Source organism: Pectobacterium brasiliense, from assembly GCF_016950255.1.
Lineage (GTDB): Bacteria > Pseudomonadota > Gammaproteobacteria > Enterobacterales > Enterobacteriaceae > Pectobacterium > Pectobacterium brasiliense.
Genome location: NZ_JACGFN010000003.1, coordinates 350,775 through 371,543, shown reverse-complemented (window position 1 = coordinate 371,543; position 20,769 = coordinate 350,775). Strand labels below are relative to the sequence as shown.

The following is a 20,769-nucleotide window of genomic DNA, read 5'->3' as shown; positions in this document are numbered from 1 at the left end:
AAAAGAATGATCAAACTCGGTATCGTGATGGATCCGATTGACACCATCAATATCAAGAAAGACACCAGCTTTGCCATGCTGCTGGAAGCACAGCGCCGTGGTTGGGAACTGCATTATATGGAGATGAACGATCTCTATATGCATGCGGGCGTCGCGCGTGCAACAACGCGTCGCCTGAGCGTCCAGTACGATTACGACGGCTGGTACGATTTCTCCGGCGAGCAGGATATTGCGCTGGAAGAGTTGGATGTGGTGCTGATGCGTAAAGATCCGCCGTTCGATACGGAGTTCATCTACGCCACCTATATTCTGGAACGTGCGGAAGAGAAAGGTACGCTGATCGTCAACAAGCCGCAGAGCCTGCGTGATTGCAATGAGAAGCTGTTCACCGCCTGGTTCCCGCATCTGACCCCCGATACGCTCGTTACGCGTCGAGCAGACAAACTGCGCCAGTTCCATGAAAAGCACGGCGACGTCATTCTAAAACCGCTCGACGGCATGGGCGGCGCGTCTATTTTCCGTTTGAAGCAGGATGATGCCAACGTTTCGGTCATCATCGAAACGCTAACCGAACACGCGACCCGTTACTGCATGGCACAAAACTACCTGCCTGCAATTAAAGACGGCGACAAGCGCGTGCTGGTGGTCGATGGCGAACCCGTTCCTTACTGCCTGGCGCGTATCCCGAAAAGCGGTGAGACACGCGGCAATCTGGCAGCCGGTGGGCGCGGCGAAGCACGTCCGCTAACCGAAAGCGACTGGAAAATCGCCCGTGATGTCGCACCAACGTTAAAAGCCAAAGGGCTGATTTTCGTCGGTCTGGACATCATCGGTGACCGTCTGACAGAAATTAACGTCACCAGCCCGACCTGCGTGCGTGAAATCGAAGCGGCTTACCCGGATGTTTCCATCACTGGCATGCTGATGGACGCCATTGAAAAGCGTCTGGCTGCACGTACCCGCTAAGACCAGAGACACCTGACACGCCACCCGGCCCGCGCAATACGGGCCGTTTCTCCAACGCTGACGGATATCGATAAAAATACACAATGAATTTACAGCATCACTTCCTCATTGCTATGCCAGCACTACAGGACTCTGTATTTAAACGTTCGGTGGTCTATATCTGCGAACATAATGAAGACGGAGCCATGGGGCTGATCATCAACAAACCGATGGATCAGTTTTCCGTGGAAAATGTGCTGAAAAAGCTAAAAATAGATCCGACACCGCGCGATCCTGCCATTCGATTGGATAAACCCGTCTTCATTGGCGGTCCATTGGCAGACGACCGTGGTTTTATCCTGCATACGCCCTGCCCCGGCTTTGGTTCCAGCATCAGTATTTCTGAGGACACCATGATCACCACGTCAAAAGACGTGCTGGAAACGTTAGGTACGCCTAATCAGCCGAAAAATACGCTGGTTGCCTTAGGCTATTCCGCGTGGGAGAACGGCCAGTTGGAAGAAGAACTGCTGGATAATGCCTGGCTGACAACGCCAGCCGATAAAGACATTCTGTTCCATACGCCGATTGCCGAACGTTGGCGGGCGGCGGCCAGAAAGTTGGGCATCGATATTCATAATATCTCCACCGAAGCAGGACATGCCTGATGGCCAGTAGAACCATTCTTGCCTTTGATTTTGGGACAAAAAGTATCGGTGTCGCCATCGGTCAGGAAATTACCGGTACAGCGCGTGCACTGACCTCGTTCAAGGCGCAGGAAGGGATACCCGATTGGCAAAAAGTGGAAAAGCTGTTGTCAGAATGGCAGCCCGATCTGGTCGTCGTCGGCTTGCCGCTCAACATGGATGGCACCGAACAACCCCTGACAGCACGGGCGCGGAAGTTCGCTAACCGACTGCATGGCCGTTTTGGCATCGCGATTGAGTTACACGATGAACGCTTGAGTACAGTGGAAGCGCGTGCCGATCTCTTCGAACGCGGTGGCTTTAAAGCGTTGGATAAAGGGAGCGTTGATGCTGCCTCTGCGGTGATTATTCTGGAGAGCTGGTTCGAAGCACAATTTTAAAAGACAATCCCGTGTAGCCAAATATCCGACCACACGGGACTATATTAACGACTGATTAGTATTAACGACTAATTAGTGTTAATTAGGCGTCTGGGAATTCACGGATGAAACGTTCGACGTCATCAACCATGGATTCTGTTCCTACGAAGAACGGTGAACGCTGATGCAGTTTCTCTGGAGTGATATCCAGAATACGGTTTTTACCGTCGCTGGCCTTGCCGCCTGCCTGCTCCGCCAGAAACGCCATCGGGTTGCATTCGTACAGCAAACGCAGTTTACCTTTCGGATAGCTCGCGGTGCTTGGGTACAGATAAATTCCGCCTTTCAGCAGATTACGGTGGAAATCTGCAACCAGTGAGCCGATGTAACGCGACGTATAAGGACGCTGCGTCTCTTCATCCTGCTCCTGACAGTATTTGATGTATTTCTTCACGCCGACAGGAAACTTGATGTAGTTCCCTTCGTTGATGGAATACATATTCCCTTTTTCCGGGAAGCAAACTTTTTCATGCGAGAGACAGAACACACCGAGCGACGGATCGTAGGTAAAGGCGTGAACGCCGTGACCCGTGGTGTATACCAGCATGGTTGAAGAACCGTAAACGATGTAGCCCGCAGCGACCTGCTGACTACCCGGCTGCAAGAAGTCCGCTTCCGTGACTGACGTTCCCAGCGGCGTAATACGACGATAAATAGAGAAAATCGTACCGACAGAGACGTTTACATCAATATTCGACGAACCGTCCAGCGGATCCATCAGAACGACATACTTGGCATTTTCCGCCTTATCACCTTCGAAGATAACAATTTCGTCTTCTTCTTCGGAGGCGATACCTGCCACTTCACCACGTGCTTTTAATGCCGCTTTCAGTTTCTCATTGGCATACAGATCGAGCTTCATCTGCACTTCGCCCTGAACATTAGAAATACCGCTGGCTCCCAGGATATCAACCAAACCCGCTTTATTGATATCACGGTGAATAATCTTGGCACCCAGTTTAATAGCAGACAGCAGCGCGGTAAGCTCACCTGTGGCGTGAGAGAAATCGTGCTGTTTTTCGACGATAAATTCGCCTAACGTTTTCATAACACTATTCCAGAATCTACGGATGAAAAGCGGTTTCATTTCTGCACCGCCAACGTTTGCGCATGCAGTGTAGCCCAAAGAGAAAGTGAGTACCTAGTCAAATCCATTTCTTATGGTGGATTCATAGCGTTAGAATGTGACGCAGACTCACTGTGAAGATGGAAAATGTATGCGTATTCATATTTTAGGTATCTGCGGCACCTTTATGGGTGGCCTTGCCCTACTTGCTCGTTCGCTGGGGCATGATGTCACAGGCTCAGATGCAAATGTTTATCCCCCCATGAGTACCTTACTTGAAGAACAGGGAATCACGCTGATTCAGGGATACGACCCGGCACAGCTTAGCCCTGCGCCTGATTTGGTCATCATCGGTAATGCGATGACGCGCGGAAACCCGTGCGTCGAAGCCGTACTGGAACAGGGATTACCTTATGTTTCCGGCCCACAGTGGCTGCATGATTATGTGCTGCGCGATCGCTGGGTGATCGCCGTTGCGGGTACACATGGCAAAACCACCACGGCAGGGATGGTCACCTGGATTCTGGAAGATTGTGGCTATCAGCCTGGGTTTGTAATCGGTGGCGTTCCCGGCAACTTTACCGTTTCAGCACGCTTGGGTGACAGCCCGTTCATGGTGCTTGAAGCCGATGAATACGACTGTGCGTTCTTCGACAAACGTTCCAAATTCGTACATTACTGCCCAAGAACGCTGGTGCTCAACAATCTTGAGTTCGATCACGCCGACATCTTTGACGATCTGAAAGCCATTCAGAAACAGTTCCACCATCTTGTGCGACTGGTGCCCGGCAGCGGGAAAATCATCCTGCCAGCCAATGACCTTAACCTCAAACAGGTGATGGGAATGGGATGCTGGAGCGAGCAGGAACTGGTTGGCGAAGAAGGCACATGGCGGGCACAAAAAGTATCGATCGATGCCAGCCAATATCAGGTTTACCTGAACAATGAACTCGTCGGTGAAGTCCACTGGAAACTGGTGGGCGAACACAATATGCACAACGGGCTGATGGCCATTGCTGCAGCTCACCATGTTGGCGTACTGCCTGCTGATGCCTGCCGCGCACTGGGTGGATTTATCAACGCACGTCGTCGTCTGGAGTTACGCGGTACGGAGCACGGCGTCACGGTTTATGACGATTTTGCGCACCACCCTACCGCAATTCTGGCGACGCTGTCGGCGCTACGCAGCAAGGTTGGCGGTACGGCTCGGATTTTGGCTGTGCTTGAACCCCGTTCGAACACCATGAAATTGGGGATGTGCAAAAACGAGCTAGCACCGTCATTAGGCCGCGCCGATGAAGTTTTCCTCTTCCAGCCGACACATATTCCATGGCAGGTGGTAGAAGTTGCGGAAGCCTGCGTACAGCCCGCTCACTGGAGCGCAGATATTGACACGCTGGTAGAAAACATCGTCAAGACCGCACAGCCTGGCGACCACATTCTGGTGATGAGCAACGGCGGGTTCGGCAATATCCACAATAAGCTGCTGGATGGCCTGAAGAACAAAGCGCAGAAGGCCAAAGACGTTCAGGAATAACAGGTAGAAGCCGTCGTCGTTCACACCACGACGGCCAAACGGCAGATAGCAAAAAGGACGGGAATCCCGTCCTTTTTCATCTTCGCCTCACCCATTAAGGGTGGCAAAATCAAGCGTCGAACGGATCGCGCAGCACCATCGTTTCGCTACGATCTGGGCCGGTAGAAATAATATCAATCGGCACACCAGTGATTTCTTCGATACGTTTGATGTAGTTCAGCGCAGCCTGCGGCAGTTTGCTGTGATCTTTCACACCAAACGTGCTTTCAGACCAACCTGGCATCGTTTCGTAAATCGGCTCAAGACCTTCCCAGCCTTCAGCAGCGAGCGGAGTGGTATCCACTTCGGTGCCGTTCGGCAGGCGATAGCCTACGCAGATTTTAATCTCTTTCAGGCCGTCCAGAACATCCAGCTTGGTCAGGCAGAAACCAGACAGCGAGTTGATCTGTACTGCACGACGTACGGCAACCGCATCCAGCCAGCCGGTACGACGACGACGACCCGTGGTCGCGCCAAACTCGTTACCTTTCTGAGACAGATGCTCGCCCACGTCTTCAAACAGTTCAGTCGGGAATGGACCTGCACCTACACGGGTAGAGTAAGCTTTAACGATACCCAGTACGTAGTCTACATAGCGTGGACCCAGACCAGAGCCGGTAGCAACGCCGCCCGCAGTGGTGTTTGAAGAGGTCACGTACGGATAAGTACCGTGGTCGATATCCAGCAGTGTACCCTGCGCGCCTTCAAACATGACGAAATCGCCACGCAAGTGCGCTTTGTACAGCAGATCGGAAACATCAACGACCATGCCAGTCAGAATATCGGCAATCGCTAACACGTCGTCCAACACTTTCTGGTAGTCGACGGCATCCGCTTTATAGTAGTTAACCAACTGGAAGTTATGGTATTCGACGATCTCTTTCAGTTTGACAGCAAAGGTTTCTTTATCAAACAGATCGCCAACGCGCAGGCCACGGCGAGCAACTTTATCTTCATACGCAGGGCCGATACCACGGCCAGTCGTACCAATTGCTTTCGCACCACGCGCTTTTTCACGCGCGTTATCCAGCGCGACGTGATAAGGCAGGATTAACGGACAGGCTTCAGAAAGCAGCAGACGTTCGCGTACCGGGACGCCACGCGCTTCAAGCTCCGTCATTTCTTTCATCAATGCGTCAGGCGCCAGCACAACACCGTTACCGATGATGCTGACAACATTTTCACGCAGAATGCCAGAAGGAATTAAATGAAGGACGGTTTTTTCACCGTTGATAACCAGCGTGTGGCCAGCGTTGTGTCCACCCTGATAGCGCACAACATATTTAGCCCGTTCAGTCAGCAGGTCAACGACCTTGCCTTTACCTTCGTCACCCCATTGGGTGCCCAGTACGACGACGTTCTTACCCATTTCAAGAATCACCAGGTTGCTTAAAAAAGGATTCTACCATCTCATTTGGATGCTTTCAGTACTTTTAGCACACGATTGCGCACATTTTTCCGCTTAATTTTAGCCACCCATCCGGCTACGCAACATGTAGTAGATCACGCACCCTGCAACAACTATTCCGCCGCCAAAACGGCGCAAAATAGTATCCGGCAACTGCGCTATTCCCAAAATCATACGTCGCCAGAGGCGGGGAAACAGTAGCGGCCCCAATCCTTCGAGCACCAAAACCAGCCCGAGCGCCAGCCAAATCGTTGAATTCATAACCACCCCCTTTCCTGCTTTAAGTACAAACAGGACCAAACGCTTGGATTTGTCTCTGCCAGAAAATGGCAAAAAAAAGCCCGGAGAAAGAACCCGGGCTTGATAAGACGTCAGTGAATGACTATCAGCGGCGTGGAACCATGCTGCTTTCCGGTGACTTCATGTAGCGGAAGAAGTCGCTATCCGGGCTGAGCACCATCACGTCCTGATTATTACTGAAGCTGCTTTCATACGCGCGCAGGCTACGAACGAAAGAGTAGAAGTCAGGATCTTCACTGAATGCGTTAGCAAACAGTTTCGCCGCTTCGGCATCCCCTTCACCACGGGTGATACGTCCCTGACGTTCAGCTTCAGCCAGCGTACGGGTGACTTCATAGTCGGCCGTCGCTTTCAGCTTTTCAGCCTCTTCCTGACCTTGTGAACGGTGGCGACGCGCTACCGCTTCACGCTCTGCACGCATACGTTGATAAATCGCGTCAGAGACTTCAGTTGGCAGGTTGATTTGCTTAATTCGCACATCGATAACCTCAATACCCAGCGCAGCCATACTGTTAGGGTTGATATGAGGTTCGTTGCTCGTTGTCTCTTTCTCAACACGCGCAGCAGCAGAAGCAATCGCATTATCGGCTTCGGTCGTTTCACCGGTACCGGTATTCAGCGCTTCACGCACGTCAGACATCAGTTGACCACGCGAGTCGGTAACAATGCCTTTCACATCCAGACGACCAATCTCGGAACGCAGACGGTCACTGAACTTACGTTTCAGCAGCACTTCAGCCTGAGAGATATCACCACCGCCCGTTGCCAGATAGTAACGGCTGAAATCGCTGATACGCCATTTAAGGTAAGAATCGACAATCAGGTCTTTCTGCTCTTTGGTGATAAAGCGGTCAGCCTGGTTTTCCATGGTCTGGATACGCGCATCCAGCATTTTCACTGAGTCGATAAACGGAATCTTGAACTGCAATCCCGGTGCATAGATCAGCGGCTTATTGTCGTCATCACGCAATACTTTGCCGAAACGCATCACAATGCCGCGCTGGCCTTCCTGCACCACAAACAGTGACGCATAGACCACCATCAGTACCAGGATCAGGATAAATAGTAAGGGCTTACGCATCGATTATTCTCTCCCTACTCGAGTGAAGTCATCACGCTGCGCATTTGCTCTGCGCTGATCCATGATATTTCCATTGTTACTGCTGCGCGTTTGATTGCTATTCGTCGCACCGCTGCTGTTGCCAGGCAAACGCAGTGGGTTAGCGCTGCTGCTGTTATTGCTTTGCGTATTTTCACCGCCTTGTCCACGCAGCATCTGATCCAACGGCAGCACCATCAGGTTGCCCCCCTTGTCATTGACCAGAACTTTACGGGTATGGCTCAGTACGCGTTCCATCGTTTCGATATACAAACGCTCACGGGTGATTTCCGGTGCAGCTTTATATTCCGGTAAAACTCTGGCAAAACGGGCAACTTCACCCTGAGCTTCCAGAACGGTACGGGTTTTATAAGCGCGAGACTCTTCCAGAATACGTTGCGCCTGACCGTTAGCACGTGGCTGCACTTCGTTCGCGTACGCTTCCGCTTCACGAATATATTGCTGTTCGTTTTCACGTGCGGCAATCGCATCATCAAACGCGGCCTTCACTTCTTCCGGCGGACGTGCGGTCTGGAAGTTGACGTCCAGCAGCGTGATACCCATGTTGTACGGACGAACAGTTTCTTCCAGTACACGCTGAGTATCCGTACGCACAATGGTACGGCCTTCGGTCAAAATTTTGTCCATCGTGTACTTACCAATAACGCCACGCAGCGCGCTGTCAGTTGCCTGACGCAGGCTGTCATCCGCATTGGTTACACTGAACAGATATTGTTCTGGCTGCGTGACACGATACTGCACGTTCATTTCAACGCGCACGACGTTTTCATCTGACGTCAACATCACGCCCGACGTCGCCAATTCACGCACCGATTCAACGTTCACCGCGCGAACAGAATCGATGAAGGTCGGTTTCCAGTTAAGACCCGGACCAACCAAATGGCTGAATTTACCAAAGCGCGTGACGACACCGCGTTCCGCTTCTTTAATGGTATAGAAACCAGTAGCAGCCCAGATGACAACCGCAGCGACGGCAGCGATACCGACAATCCGGCCACCCAGTGCTGGGCCGCCAGAATTTCCGCTGTTGCTTGAGCCAGAACCTTTTCCGCCACCCAGATCGCCGAGTTTTTTGCTCAGTTTACGGAAGATGTCGTCCAGATCCGGCGGCCCCTGATCTCGGCCACCTTTATTGTTATTTCCGCCAGAGTTGCCGCCATTATTGCTGCTGCTCCCCCACGGGTCGCGGTCTTGTCCGTTATTACCGGGCTGATTCCACGCCATGTTTTAGCTCCATTCTTTATGATAGGTGTTCTTCAGGTTCAATATCCCAGAGTCCGTCAGACTATTTCGCCGCTCAGACTGTTTGTACCAGTCAAATCAGACAATATAGTCCAGCAGTTCCTGCTCTTTTTTGCAGAGGCGGTGCCAGTCAGCAATCGGCATACGAATAACCAGACCAATTTGCCCATCCTCTTCAATCCATTCTTTTTCTATTGCCTGAAGCTGGTAAAAACGACTACGCAAGCGTCCTGCCTGCGGGGGAAGATGCAAAGTATGTTGTGCGATTTCCCCAGAAAGCCGCTCAGTCAATGCCTGAAATAGCAACGGAATACCATCACCAGTCTGTGCTGAAAGCCAGACCCGTACCGGTAGATTCTCTTCGTTGCGATCGATACGCGGAACGAAATCATCCAGCATATCAATCTTGTTCATTACCAACAGCGCAGGTATTTCGTCCGCCTCAATTTCCGCCAATACGTCATCAACCGCTTCAATGTTCTCGTCAAGACGAGGATCGGCGGCATCAACAACGTGCAGCAGCAGCGAGGCCTGACGTGTTTCCTGTAATGTAGCCTTAAACGCAGCCACCAAATCATGGGGTAACTGCCGGATAAAACCTACGGTATCCGCCAGCACCGTATCACCCACATCATCCACTTGAATGCGGCGCAATGTTGGGTCCAGTGTGGCAAATAACTGATCGGCGGCATAGACGCCCGCCGATGTAATCGTGTTAAACAGCGTGGATTTACCCGCGTTGGTATAGCCCACCAGCGAAACGGTGGGGACATCGGCACGAACCCGCGACCGGCGCCCTTGTTCACGCTGTTTTTCTACCCGTTCAAGACGCGACAGTATCTGCATGATACGGTTACGCAATAAACGACGGTCGGTTTCAAGCTGGGTTTCACCCGGGCCACGCAAACCGATACCGCCTTTCTGACGTTCAAGGTGCGTCCAGCCGCGAACCAGTCGGGTCGCAAGGTGGCGCAGCTGTGCCAGTTCTACCTGTAATTTCCCCTCGTGCGTACGTGCACGCTGGGCAAAAATATCTAAAATCAGTCCGGTACGGTCGATAACTCGGCACTCGCACAAACGCTCAAGATTACGTTCCTGAGCAGGCGTCAGCGCATGATCAAACAGCACGACAAACGCGCCCGTTTCTTTTACTACCTGAGCAATTTCTTCAGCTTTGCCTTCCCCGACAAAATACTTGGGGTGAGGCGACTTACGGCTGCCAGTAACAACCTGCAAGGATTCAATACCGGCAGAAGAAACCAGAGATTCAAACTCCAGCAGATCTTCTGTATCTCTATCTTGCGAAAAGAAAATATGAACTAATATGGCCCGTTCACCTGATTCATAACGGTCAAACAAGCGAGTAACCTCTCAAACGAGCAAAAAACACCACAGCGAAGGAGCCGAGCGATGCGTCCAGCTCTCCCACGCCGTGGTGAATTGACAATACGCCTTATTCGGCGTCATCAGCTTCCTGCGACTGCTGCTGAGCAGTCGTGTTACTACCGTGATAGTTGTTGCTGCCGCCTGGATTGTTGCTATGGTGAGAGACTGGGCGAGAAGGAACAACTGTAGAGATGGCGTGCTTATAAACCATCTGACTTACCGTGTTTTTCAACAAAATCACGAACTGATCGAAAGATTCGATCTGACCTTGCAACTTAATACCGTTCACCAAATAAATCGAAACCGGAACACGTTCACGACGCAAAGCGTTCAAGAACGGATCTTGCAAAGATTGCCCCTTAGCCATTCTATATTTTCCTTATTTGTATGTTGTTTGTAACAAAGAACCCTACGGCTCTAAAATAACGGTGTAAAAAAACTTGCACGCTGAGACTCACCGATTGTACACAATCACTCAACCTATGCACTAACAACCTGTATCACCTTGTCCAGTGCTTCAGTCGGTTTTTCGCTATCCAGCCAGCAGACATCATCCCAACCGCGCAACCAGGTCATTTGCCGCTTCGCTAACTGACGCGTCGCACAAATTCCCCGATAAACCATCTCATCGTAATCAATTTCACCGGATAAATATGACCACATCTGGCGATAACCAACACAACGAATAGAGGGCATATCCGTATGAAGGTCATGCCGGGCAAACAATGTCCGGGCTTCTGTCTCAAAACCTGCCGCCAACATCTGATGAAAACGCTGTTCAATCCGCTCATGCAACAATTCACGCGTCGCCGGGGCGATAGCAAACTGATGAACCTGATAGGGCAGCGCGTCGCCAGACGTTTTTGTCAGTTCAGTTAAAGTGTTACCTGAAACGAAAAAAACTTCCAGTGCTCGCGAGAGTCTCTGCGGATCATTTGGATGAATCCGAATTGCTGCTACCGGATCGATCTCACCGAGCTGCCGATGCATCGCTTCCCAGCCGATTTCTTTTGCCTGCTCTTCAATGCGTTGGCGCACGGCAGGATCGGCTGGCGGCAGAGGAGAAAGTCCCTCCAGCAGCGCCTTGAAATACAGCATCGTTCCCCCGACTAACAGGGGAATGCGCCCGGCGGCGGTAATGTCCGCCATCTCACGTAGCGCATCACGGCGAAAATCCGCCGCAGAATAGGACTCTGTCGGATCGAGAATGTCGATTAACCGATGCGGGGCCAGTGCCAGCTCTTCCGCACTCGGTTTCGCTGTCCCAATATCCATATCTTTATAGATGAGGGCGGAATCTACGCTAATCAACTCTACTGGCAAATATTCTCGTAACGCCATTGCCAATGCCGTTTTTCCTGACGCCGTCGGCCCCATGATAAAAATGGCGGGCGGCAACGACGCGTTTTCTACATCACTCATGCTTTAAAGCCTTGATGGCATCCTGGATGTCCATCATAGATAAAAGTTCAGACGGCGGCGTTTTCGCCAACTGCGGACAAAGCCGCTCGACATCCGCCAGTAATTGTATGGCTTGAGAATGACTCCAGCTTTCCTGCTCACTCTGCAATCGCGTTGCCATCCACGACGCCAATTCGCCAGGTTCCACCTGCTGTGTCTCAACCGTCTGATAGTCGGCCAGATAGCCTATCAGTTCGGAGATCAAGTTTTGTAAATTTTGTTGGCGCAATGGTAAAGGTACGGCACGCAATGTGGCACGTTGTGACTCAACCACGACATCAATACCAAAACGCGCCAGCAAAGCGTGATGGGCAGACAAAACGTTCAGCTCAGATTTACTCAACGTCAGGCGCTGCGGAATCAGCAACGGCTGCGCCCGCAACCCTTCTTCCGATGGCGTCAACTGCACCGCTTTCAGATAGCGTTCAGCAACGGAAAGCGACAGCATCGCCAATCCTTTATGGTACTCCAACAGCGCGTAGCACGGCGGATAAACCGTCAATACCCGCCCAAAACCGTTTGATTGGCTTTCCAGCGGTGATTCAACCGGCGCACGTTGCTTGTTATTGCTGGCTGCGGTGTCCGTCGCGGTTCGATTTGGCGGTGCGTCATGCGATACCGAGGATGGGACAACCCTATCCGGCGACATAACGTGACTCGACGGTACAGCAATACGCTCGCCAGACGACGGCGGTACACTTGCTGCGTTATCCGCAGGTTGCAGCAGCGCCTTATACAGATCACCCTGCTTCTTCTGGTACGGATTCGCTGGCTGATAGCCGGAATAAGCAGATTCTTTCGCCTGACCGGAATGACCTGCGCGCGGCGTTTTCCCACCATACGACGGCGAACTATCGGTGCGTGACGGCTGGGCAAAATGGTTTTCACCGGCGGCGGTGCGGTTTTCCTGCTGCCATTGCACGGGTTTCCCGGTCTCCGGCTCTGTTATGCCAAGCGCCGGTGAGGATGCCTGTTGCAGAACGGACATCACCGCCTGATAGATGAAGTCATGCACCAGACGCGCCTGATGGAACCGTACCTCATGCTTGGCAGGATGCACATTGACATCCACCTGATGCGGGTCGATCTCCAGATACAGCACATAGGCGGGCTGCTGCTCGTCACTAAGCTGATCCTGATAAGCCTGCCGAATGGCATGATTAATCAGCCGGTCACGCATCATGCGCTGGTTCACGTAACAATATTGCATATCCGGCAGCTGCTTGGCCCCAACCGGATCGGCCACCCAGCCATGAATGGTGAGATCGCCGTGTTGCCATGACACGACCAGCGCATGTTGCAGGAACGTCGCCCCGCAGATGCTGCCCAAACGGCGTTCATACTGGTTTTTATCCGGCGCAGCACGGTACTGCCGTATCAGCTTACCGTTATGATGCAGCGTGATGGCGACATCAAAACGCGCCAGCGCGATGCGGCGCACCACCTCATCAATATGTGTGAATTCGGTTTTTTCGGTGCGCATAAATTTACGGCGGGCGGGCGTGTTATAAAACAGATCCAGCACTTCCAGCGTGGTGCCCACAGGGTGAGCCGCGGGTTTAACCGTCACCGCCATGTCACGCCCTTCGGCGTAGGCCTGCCAGGCTTCGGATTGTTCGGCGGTACGCGATGTCAGGGTTAGACGAGAGACGGAACTGATACTTGCCAGCGCTTCTCCGCGAAACCCCATACTCACGATGGCTTCCAGATCGTCGAGCGTGGCAATTTTGCTGGTCGCATGACGCGCCAGCGCCAGCGTTAATTCATCCTTTCCGATCCCCGAACCATTATCACGAATACGGATCAGTTTCGCGCCGCCGCGTTCTATGTCGATATCAATCCGGGTCGCACCTGCATCCAGACTGTTTTCCACCAGCTCCTTCACGACCGAAGCCGGACGCTCAACCACTTCTCCGGCAGCGATCTGGTTAGCCAGTTGCGGTGGCAACACCTGAATCGGCATGGCGTATCCCTCTTACTATCCTCAATCTATCGACATCGTCAGCATGAAGAATCAGACAGACGGAATAACCAGCGTTTGCCCCAGCTGTACCGTGCCGGAGCGCATATTATTCGCCTGTTGGATCTCTTTCATGCTGACACCGTAACGGGCAGCAATCGCACTCAGGCTATCACCCTTTACGACCTTATGCTTCACTGGCGCTGCCTTTTTAGGCGCAGGTGTGGATGCCGCCTGCCTCGTCCCAGTAGCCGGAATATTCAAGCGCTGTCCAACCCAGACAATGTCCTTGTTCAGCTTATTCACGTCACGCATAGCCGCGAGACTCACGCCATAGCGCCGGGCAATCGAAGAGAGCGTTTCACCACGTGCAACGGTATGACGCATGCTGCCCGCACTCGCTTTTGCTGCGGTTACGTTACCGCCCGACGTTGCTCTATCACTTGCCGCCGACTGTCGTGGGCGGCTTTCCTGCTTTGGGAGGGATTGAATCGGATGAGTTTGGAAGTAACTTCTCAACCCCTGATAAATCGCATTGGCGATTTTTTCCTGATAGTCGTTACTCCCCAGCAGTCGCTCTTCCGAGACATTGGTGATAAATCCGGTTTCCACCAGTAGAGAAGGAATATCCGGCGAGCGCAACACGCCCAAACTCGCGTGCTCAGGCAGTCGTTTATGCAGCCCCCCGACGCGCTGGAGCTCACGCAGCACCTTGGTCGCGACGTCATACCCCACTCGCTGAGAGTGACCAAATTGCAGATCCAGTACCGCCTGACTGAGGTAAGGATCCGCGCTGCTGTTTGCTAACAGATCGCCTGCCCCGCCCAACAGTTCAGACTGCTTCTCATGCTGTTCCAGCCAGTTTGCCATTTCACTGTTCGCACGGCGGTTGGACAGTACCCAAACAGACGCACCTTTCGCATTGCGGTTCGGTGCCGCATCCGCGTGAATCGACACTAACAGATTCGCGCCCTGCTTACGCGCCACGTCCGAACGCCCCATGACGGAGATAAAGTAGTCGCCGTCACGCGTCAGCACGCCTTTAAAGGCCGGATCGTTATTCAGTAAGGCTTGTAGCTTACGCGCGATAGAAATGGTGACATTTTTCTCCCGCAGCCCGTTCGTGCCAATCGCCCCTGGGTCCTGTCCACCGTGCCCGGCATCAATCGCCACAACGACGCGTTCATTCCCCTGTCGTGCTGGCACGCGGGTAGATGACGAACTGGTATTGACGGCAACAGTCGGTTTGTTGGTAAACGGATTTTTGGCCGGTTCTGGCGGCGCACTATTTTGCTGACGTGAAGCAGGAGGCGCAGAGGCTTGCACCGTTTTTGCTTTGTCACCGGTGATGGTGAAAACCACAACGTAACCAGACCCTTCTTTTTGCGTCACCGCCCGCGTTTTAGCCGCCTGGGTTAAATCCAGCACCAAACGCAGGCTTTGTGCGTCCTGCGCGTTGCTGGTTCGCACACGCTTAATCAGATTTTGCCCGCTGAAATCCAACGGTAACCCCTGAATAATGCCAGTCTGACGAATATCGATGACCACTCTGGCGGGGTTACTGAGCGGGAAAAAAGCATAAATAGGCTGACCGCTAAAGCTCAGGCGCACAGTGGCCTGACCTGACGCATTATCCACCTTAATATCCGACAGGTTGGCCGCCCACGCCGAGCTTGCCAGCAACAGCCATACACCGATGAACAGCTTAACCATACGACTCATCATGATTCTGTTGTTCCTGGCTGAAGAGAAAAATGTTGCAACATCGCGTCTCCCGCCGCAGAGACAGCGGACAGCTCAGCCTGTCGGCCCTGATCCTGATAGCGTAAATGCAGTTCGATATCCGCATCGGGCAGCACGCCAGCGCCCTGCTGAGGCCATTCAATCAAGCAGATGGCATCCTGTGTCAGATAATCGCGGATCCCCATAAACTCCAACTCTTCCGGGTCGGCCAGTCGATAGAGATCAAAGTGGTAGACCGCCAGCGGCGATAACGCATAAGGCTCGACCAGCGTATAAGTGGGGCTTTTAACATTGCCCTGATGACCGCGCGCCTGTAGGAAACCGCGACTAAACGTCGTTTTTCCCGCACCGAGGTCGCCATAAAGGTGGATAACACAAGCACCGTCACAGGCTTTCGCCAGCGCCGTACCTAACGAGATCGTTGCTGCCTCATCCGGCAGAAGTAAGACTATTTTTTTCATTCTATCTATTGTTCTAAAAACATAGGTTCTGAAAGCATCGGCTCTGGAAACACCCGCTCGGGATTAACATATCGGAACAGCACAGGCAGTAAATCGGTTGCCAGCATACCTCGGGTACCTCGTCGCGCTGCCAGCCAATCGGCCGCCGCACCGTGAACGACACACCCTGCACAGGCAGCATCATACAGCGAGAGCTTTTGCGCCAGCAAACCGCCAACGATACCTGACAGCACATCACCCATGCCGCCTGTCGCCATGCCGGGGTTTCCCACATCAGCAATGGCAACCTCGTCTCGCTCGCTGGCAATCACCGTTCCCGCACCTTTCAATACGACAACGCCGCCATAGCGTTTTACCAACTTTGTGGCCGCAAGTAAGCGATCACTTTCAATATCAGAGACGCGGCAATTCAGTAAACGAGCCGCCTCACCGGGGTGAGGTGTCAGCACGCGATTCTGCCGCTTATGCGGATTGATTGCCAGCAGGTTAAGCGCATCCGCATCCCATAACATGGGTTTGTTACAATTTTCTGCCAGACGCAGCGCGCTTTTGCCCCATTCATCCTGCCCTAAACCGGGTCCAATCACCACGACATCGGCCCATTCCAGCCCCTGCCGCAGCGTCTCTGTCGTCAATTCTTGCACCATCAGCTCAGGCCGAACCGTCAGAAACGCCGACTGATATTGCTTGTGAGTAAGTACTCGCACCAATCCTGCGCCGCTGTGTAACGCCGCATCCGCAGACATCAATACCGCACCGCCTAAGCCGACGTTGCCGCCTACCACCAGCAGCCTGCCGTTATCACCTTTATGTTGTCCGGCTGGACGAGGCGTCAACCACTCGGGAAGTTGCGCAGCAGTCAGTCGCCGTATCGGCGCGGTTTGATTGCCCAGCCACGCCTGCAATCCTAACGAATGATAATGTAATGTTCCGACGTGCTCACGGGCGCGACCGGTCAGTAGTCCCGGTTTCAGCGCGATAAACGTCACCGTCTGTGCCGCACAAATCGCAACGCCCGCACAGGTGCCGGTTTCGGCATCTAAACCAGAGGGAATATCCAGTGAAACAATGGGAGCGGGATGGGCATTCGCCTTCGTCATTAACGCAGCATAAGGCGCACGCGGTGCAGCAGAAAGACCGGTTCCCAGTAGACCATCCACAATGAGATCGATCCCATCCGGCCAAGGTATATCAACATCCTGCGCACTCGCGTCCTGAACATGACCGCCCTCTTCCAGCCAGCGCTGGCGCGCAAGATGAGCCTCGTCGGGCAGTGGTTTATCGCTGACACAGGCAACAACATCCACGTCAATGCCCGCCGCCAGCGCCAAACTGGCGACCACATATCCATCGCCGCCGTTATTGCCGTGTCCAGCCAGCACCCGCCAACGGCGAGCTGAGGGATAGCATCGGCGAGCCACCTGAAATGCGGCTTCTCCCGCACGCTGCATGAGTTCCCACAGCGAAAGCCCCGACTCGCTGGCTGCTCTGGCTTCCTCACGCCGCACCCACTCGGCGTAAAACACCGAATCAGGCAACTCATCCTCTCGCTTCCGGTCATAACCCGCCATCATCTGCTCTTAGTTTTCATTACAATGACTTAAAATTAGCAAGCAACCTAAACGACCGCCAGCATTCTCCACGTCTCAGCAGGCATCGGCTCTGCGGCGCGAATATGGTAACATCGGCACGTCTTGTTTATTTCTGTGGCCCCATCATGTCATACCCCTACGATCTCAACGAATTAGCGCAACACATCAAACAATGGGGACAGGCATTAGGGTTCCAGCAGGTCGGCATCTGCGACACTGATTTGTCCGCAGAAGAACCTCGGCTTCAGGATTGGCTGGATAAGCAATACCACGGGGAAATGGACTGGATGGCGCGCCACGGCATGCTGCGGGCGCGTCCGCATGAATTGCTGCCCGGCACATTGCGCGTCATCAGCGTACGTATGAATTACCTGCCAGCCAAAGCCGCATTCGCCAGTACCTTAAAAAACCCAGAGCTCGGCTATGTTAGCCGTTATGCGCTCGGCCGTGATTACCACAAGCTATTACGCCAACGTCTGAAAAAACTCGGCGACCAAATTCAGGAATACTGCGGTGAATTAAATTTTCGCCCCTTTGTCGATTCCGCTCCCATTATGGAGCGTCCTTTGGCTGCGAAAGCTGGGCTTGGCTGGGTTGGTAAACACTCACTAATTCTGAACAGAGAGGCTGGCTCCTGGTTCTTTCTCGGTGAACTGCTAATCGATTTACCCCTACCCGTCGATCGCCCACAGGAAGAACAGTGCGGTCGATGTGTCGCCTGCATGACCACCTGCCCAACTGGCGCGATTGTCGCACCTTATACCGTTGATGCCCGCCGCTGCATTTCCTATCTGACCATCGAACTGGAAGGTCCGATTCCTGAAGAATTTCGTCCACTAATGGGTAATCGCATCTACGGCTGCGATGACTGTCAGCTGATTTGCCCGTGGAATCGGTTTTCGCAGCTTACCGACGAGGCGGATTTCAGCCCGCGTGCCGCGCTGCATACGCCAGAACTGCTGGCGCTATTCGGCTGGAATGAAGAGAAATTTCTGCGAATTACGGAAGGGTCACCGATCCGGCGCATCGGCCATCTCCGCTGGCTACGCAATATTGCCGTCGCACTGGGGAATGCCCCCTATCAGGACAGTATCGTACTGGCGCTGCAAGCCCGTCTGGGTGAAAGCGAACTGTTGGATGAACATATCCACTGGGCGATTCATCAGCAGTTGGAACGTCGTGCATCACTGGGAATCGACGTCCAATCCACACAGAAAAAACGACTTATTCGTGCAGTAGAGAAAGGATTACCGCGTGATGCGTGAGCCGCTCAAACTATTGTCATCAGTTTGTCGCACACGCTGTGAATAAATAAAAAAAACCTTTGCCAATCAACTGTCACAAAAAGTACAAGCGATAGTTATAGCATTTTATAAGTAAAATTTATGAATAGATATCAATAAGATACTCTACCGCATTTTATCAATAACATGGCGTGATCAATAAATAACCAATCAACAGCCTGTGGATAAGTCTGTTAAGAAGAATATGATTTTTTGTATTAACTGATAAAAAATGATGCGGATTGAGGTAACGCTTGTGCTCGAAATATGATGCTGTGTAGACAGTAAAAAACGGGCAGCAGCACAAAGCGGCGAGCATTATGAATTTCTTATTGTCCTTTAGCAAGGGCTGAGATCTACTTTTTACGATCGAAAGAAAAAATTTTACGATCAAAAGCAAAAACGCGGCGACACCTCTTTATGAGGCATCGCCGCGCGGAACGTTAAGATCGTCGTCAGAGAAACTGAAGGATGGCAAATATATCCACCTTCGTCCTCAACAGGCCGATGTTATGCACGGGTTCTGATCAGGTAGTCAAAGGCGCTCAAGGACGCTTTTGCGCCTTCACCCGTCGCGATAATGATCTGCTTGTACGGCACCGTCGTACAGTCGCCGGCAGCAAAGACCCCTTTCACGCTGGTTTCGCACTTGGCATCGATCTCAATTTCACCGATGCGGTTTCTGGCTACCGTACCTTCCAGCCAGTGGGTGTTAGGCAGCAGGCCAATCTGTACGAAGATCCCTTCCAGCGCTAAATCATGCACCGTATCGGTAAGACGATCTTTGTAGCTCAGCCCCATCACCTTCTGTCCATCCCCTTTCACTTCAGTCGTTTGCGCATTCAGGATGATGTCAACGTTCGGTAAGCTACGTACTTTCTCCTGCAATACCGAATCCGCTTTCAGTTCCGGCGCAAACTCAAGCAGCGTGACATGTTTCACCACGCCAGCCAGATCGATAGCCGCTTCGACACCGGAGTTTCCGCCGCCAATCACCGCGACGTGTTTGCCTTTAAACAGCGGGCCATCACAGTGCGGGCAATATGTTACGCCGCGCGTACGGTACTGATCTTCGCCGGGTACATTCATGTTTCTCCAGCGCGCACCGGTCGCAATGATCACACTCCGCGCTTTCAACGTCGCACCGGATACGGTAATCACCTGATGCGGTTTACCCGGTTCGCCACCAGGAATTAGGGCTTCTGCGCTCTGCGCGTCGATCACATCAACATCGTAGTCATCCACATGGCTCTTCAGCGCGGTTGCCAGTTTGGCCCCTTCCGTTTTCGGAACGGAAATGTAGTTTTCGATATCGACGGTATCCAGTACCTGACCGCCAAAGCGTTCACCAACCAACCCGGTGCGAATACCTTTACGAGCCGAATAGACCGCCGCCGCTGCGCCCGCCGGGCCGCTACCGATGATTAACACATCATAGACGTCACGCTGATTCAGCTTCTCAACCTGTTTAGCGCCCGCGCCGGTATCGATTTTCGTCACAATCTCAGCCAGGCTCGTCCGACCCTGACTGAAGTGTTCGCCGTTCAGGAAAACGGTCGGAACGCCCATGACATTACGGCTTTGGATCTCATCCTGGAACACGCCACCGTCAATCGCGGTATGGGTGATATTTGGATTCAAGACCGCCATTAAATTCAGCGCCTGCACCACGTCCGGGCAGTTGTGGCAGGACAGCGAGTAATACGTTTCAAAGTGGAACGAACCGTCAAGATGGCGGATTTGGTCGAGTAATTCTTTCGCCTCTTTCGACGGATGGCCGCCCACCTGCAATAACGCCAGAATCAGGGAGGTAAATTCGTGTCCCATTGGCGCACCAGCAAAACGCGGGCCGCTTTGGGAATCTGGATTGGTAATCAGGAATGAAGGCTTACGTACTGCCAGATCATTCTTTTCAATAAAACTTACCCGATCGGACAGCTCAGCAATCTCAGCCAGCAGGGTTCTGACTTCAGCAGATTTAGCAGAGTCATCCAGAGTCGCAATCAACTCAACAGGTTTGGTTAATTTTTCCAGATAGGCTTTCAACTGGACTTTCATCGTATTGTCGAGCATCGGTCGTCCTTAATTAGGCAAGGTGGT

Annotated in this window: 18 protein-coding genes; 5 read left to right on the top strand and 13 right to left on the bottom strand. The window is 52.7% G+C overall.

The window, feature by feature from the left end; translation table 11 throughout:
• Positions 1–6 precede the first annotated feature (6 nt).
• The 3 genes from gshB (at position 7) to ruvX (ending at position 2,032) form a co-directional block, all read left to right on the top strand.
• The gene (gshB, locus tag H4F65_RS21045; protein WP_010285797.1) at positions 7–966 is read left to right on the top strand and encodes a glutathione synthase; all 960 of its coding nucleotides are present in this window, start codon (positions 7–9) and stop codon (positions 964–966) included.
• Between the two features lie 83 nt (positions 967–1,049).
• Positions 1,050–1,613, top strand: a complete 564-nt coding sequence (locus tag H4F65_RS21040) for a YqgE/AlgH family protein (protein WP_010285798.1) — start codon at positions 1,050–1,052, stop codon at positions 1,611–1,613.
• Entirely contained in the window at positions 1,613–2,032 is a 420-nt protein-coding gene (gene ruvX, locus H4F65_RS21035; RefSeq protein WP_010285799.1) for a Holliday junction resolvase RuvX, read from the top strand. The genes H4F65_RS21040 and ruvX overlap by 1 nt, the downstream gene beginning before the upstream one ends.
• Before the next feature lie 82 nt (positions 2,033–2,114).
• Here ruvX and fbp read toward each other — a convergent pair whose 3' ends face one another.
• Entirely contained in the window at positions 2,115–3,119 is a 1,005-nt protein-coding gene (gene fbp, locus H4F65_RS21030; protein ID WP_010285800.1) for a class 1 fructose-bisphosphatase, read from the bottom strand.
• 169 nt (positions 3,120–3,288) lie between these two features.
• Here fbp and mpl point away from each other — a divergent pair, with 169 nt between their 5' ends.
• Positions 3,289–4,674 carry a UDP-N-acetylmuramate:L-alanyl-gamma-D-glutamyl-meso-diaminopimelate ligase gene (mpl, locus tag H4F65_RS21025; protein WP_010285801.1) on the top strand — a complete coding sequence of 462 codons (1,386 nt, stop codon included), beginning with the start codon at positions 3,289–3,291 and terminating at the stop codon, positions 4,672–4,674.
• 109 nt (positions 4,675–4,783) lie between these two features.
• Here the strand turns inward: mpl and H4F65_RS21020 are convergent, their stop codons facing one another.
• The 11 genes from H4F65_RS21020 to nnr form a co-directional block, all read right to left on the bottom strand.
• Positions 4,784–6,082 (bottom strand): adenylosuccinate synthase, encoded by a 1,299-nt coding sequence (locus H4F65_RS21020; protein WP_010285802.1) that lies wholly within the window; start codon positions 6,080–6,082, stop codon positions 4,784–4,786.
• Between the two features lie 99 nt (positions 6,083–6,181).
• The gene (locus H4F65_RS21015; protein ID WP_010285804.1) at positions 6,182–6,382 is read right to left on the bottom strand and encodes a DUF2065 domain-containing protein; all 201 of its coding nucleotides are present in this window, start codon (positions 6,380–6,382) and stop codon (positions 6,182–6,184) included.
• 124 nt (positions 6,383–6,506) lie between these two features.
• Positions 6,507–7,502 carry a protease modulator HflC gene (gene hflC, locus H4F65_RS21010; RefSeq protein ID WP_010285807.1) on the bottom strand — a complete coding sequence of 332 codons (996 nt, stop codon included), beginning with the start codon at positions 7,500–7,502 and terminating at the stop codon, positions 6,507–6,509.
• Between the two features lie 3 nt (positions 7,503–7,505).
• A complete protein-coding gene (gene hflK, locus H4F65_RS21005; protein ID WP_010285819.1) occupies positions 7,506–8,765 on the bottom strand; it encodes an FtsH protease activity modulator HflK in 1,260 nt (419 codons plus the stop codon).
• A gap of 96 nt (positions 8,766–8,861) precedes the next feature.
• Positions 8,862–10,142: a ribosome rescue GTPase HflX gene (gene hflX / locus H4F65_RS21000; protein ID WP_010285822.1), complete on the bottom strand. Its 1,281-nt coding sequence runs from the start codon at positions 10,140–10,142 to the stop codon at positions 8,862–8,864.
• A gap of 94 nt (positions 10,143–10,236) precedes the next feature.
• The gene (gene hfq, locus H4F65_RS20995) at positions 10,237–10,536 is read right to left on the bottom strand and encodes an RNA chaperone Hfq (RefSeq protein WP_010285823.1); all 300 of its coding nucleotides are present in this window, start codon (positions 10,534–10,536) and stop codon (positions 10,237–10,239) included.
• 113 nt (positions 10,537–10,649) lie between these two features.
• Positions 10,650–11,591 carry a tRNA (adenosine(37)-N6)-dimethylallyltransferase MiaA gene (gene miaA, locus H4F65_RS20990; RefSeq protein WP_010285824.1) on the bottom strand — a complete coding sequence of 314 codons (942 nt, stop codon included), beginning with the start codon at positions 11,589–11,591 and terminating at the stop codon, positions 10,650–10,652.
• Positions 11,584–13,593 carry a DNA mismatch repair endonuclease MutL gene (mutL, locus tag H4F65_RS20985; protein ID WP_010285825.1) on the bottom strand — a complete coding sequence of 670 codons (2,010 nt, stop codon included), beginning with the start codon at positions 13,591–13,593 and terminating at the stop codon, positions 11,584–11,586. The genes miaA and mutL overlap by 8 nt, the downstream gene beginning before the upstream one ends.
• Positions 13,594–13,644: 51 nt before the next feature.
• Positions 13,645–15,315 (bottom strand): N-acetylmuramoyl-L-alanine amidase AmiB, encoded by a 1,671-nt coding sequence (gene amiB / locus H4F65_RS20980; protein ID WP_010285826.1) that lies wholly within the window; start codon positions 15,313–15,315, stop codon positions 13,645–13,647.
• Positions 15,312–15,794, bottom strand: coding sequence for a tRNA (adenosine(37)-N6)-threonylcarbamoyltransferase complex ATPase subunit type 1 TsaE (gene tsaE, locus H4F65_RS20975; RefSeq protein ID WP_010285827.1), 483 nt, complete (start codon positions 15,792–15,794; stop codon positions 15,312–15,314). Before tsaE ends, amiB begins: the two co-directional genes overlap by 4 nt.
• A gap of 5 nt (positions 15,795–15,799) precedes the next feature.
• On the bottom strand, positions 15,800–17,368 hold the full coding sequence (nnr, locus tag H4F65_RS20970; RefSeq protein WP_010285828.1) for a bifunctional ADP-dependent NAD(P)H-hydrate dehydratase/NAD(P)H-hydrate epimerase: 1,569 nt from the start codon (positions 17,366–17,368) through the stop codon (positions 15,800–15,802).
• A 143-nt stretch (positions 17,369–17,511) separates the two neighbouring features.
• Here nnr and queG point away from each other — a divergent pair, with 143 nt between their 5' ends.
• Positions 17,512–18,651 (top strand): tRNA epoxyqueuosine(34) reductase QueG, encoded by a 1,140-nt coding sequence (gene queG / locus H4F65_RS20965; RefSeq protein WP_039320623.1) that lies wholly within the window; start codon positions 17,512–17,514, stop codon positions 18,649–18,651.
• Positions 18,652–19,179: 528 nt separating this feature from the next.
• Here queG and ahpF read toward each other — a convergent pair.
• Entirely contained in the window at positions 19,180–20,742 is a 1,563-nt protein-coding gene (gene ahpF / locus H4F65_RS20960) for an alkyl hydroperoxide reductase subunit F (protein ID WP_010287112.1), read from the bottom strand.
• Positions 20,743–20,769: the final 27 nt, after the last annotated feature.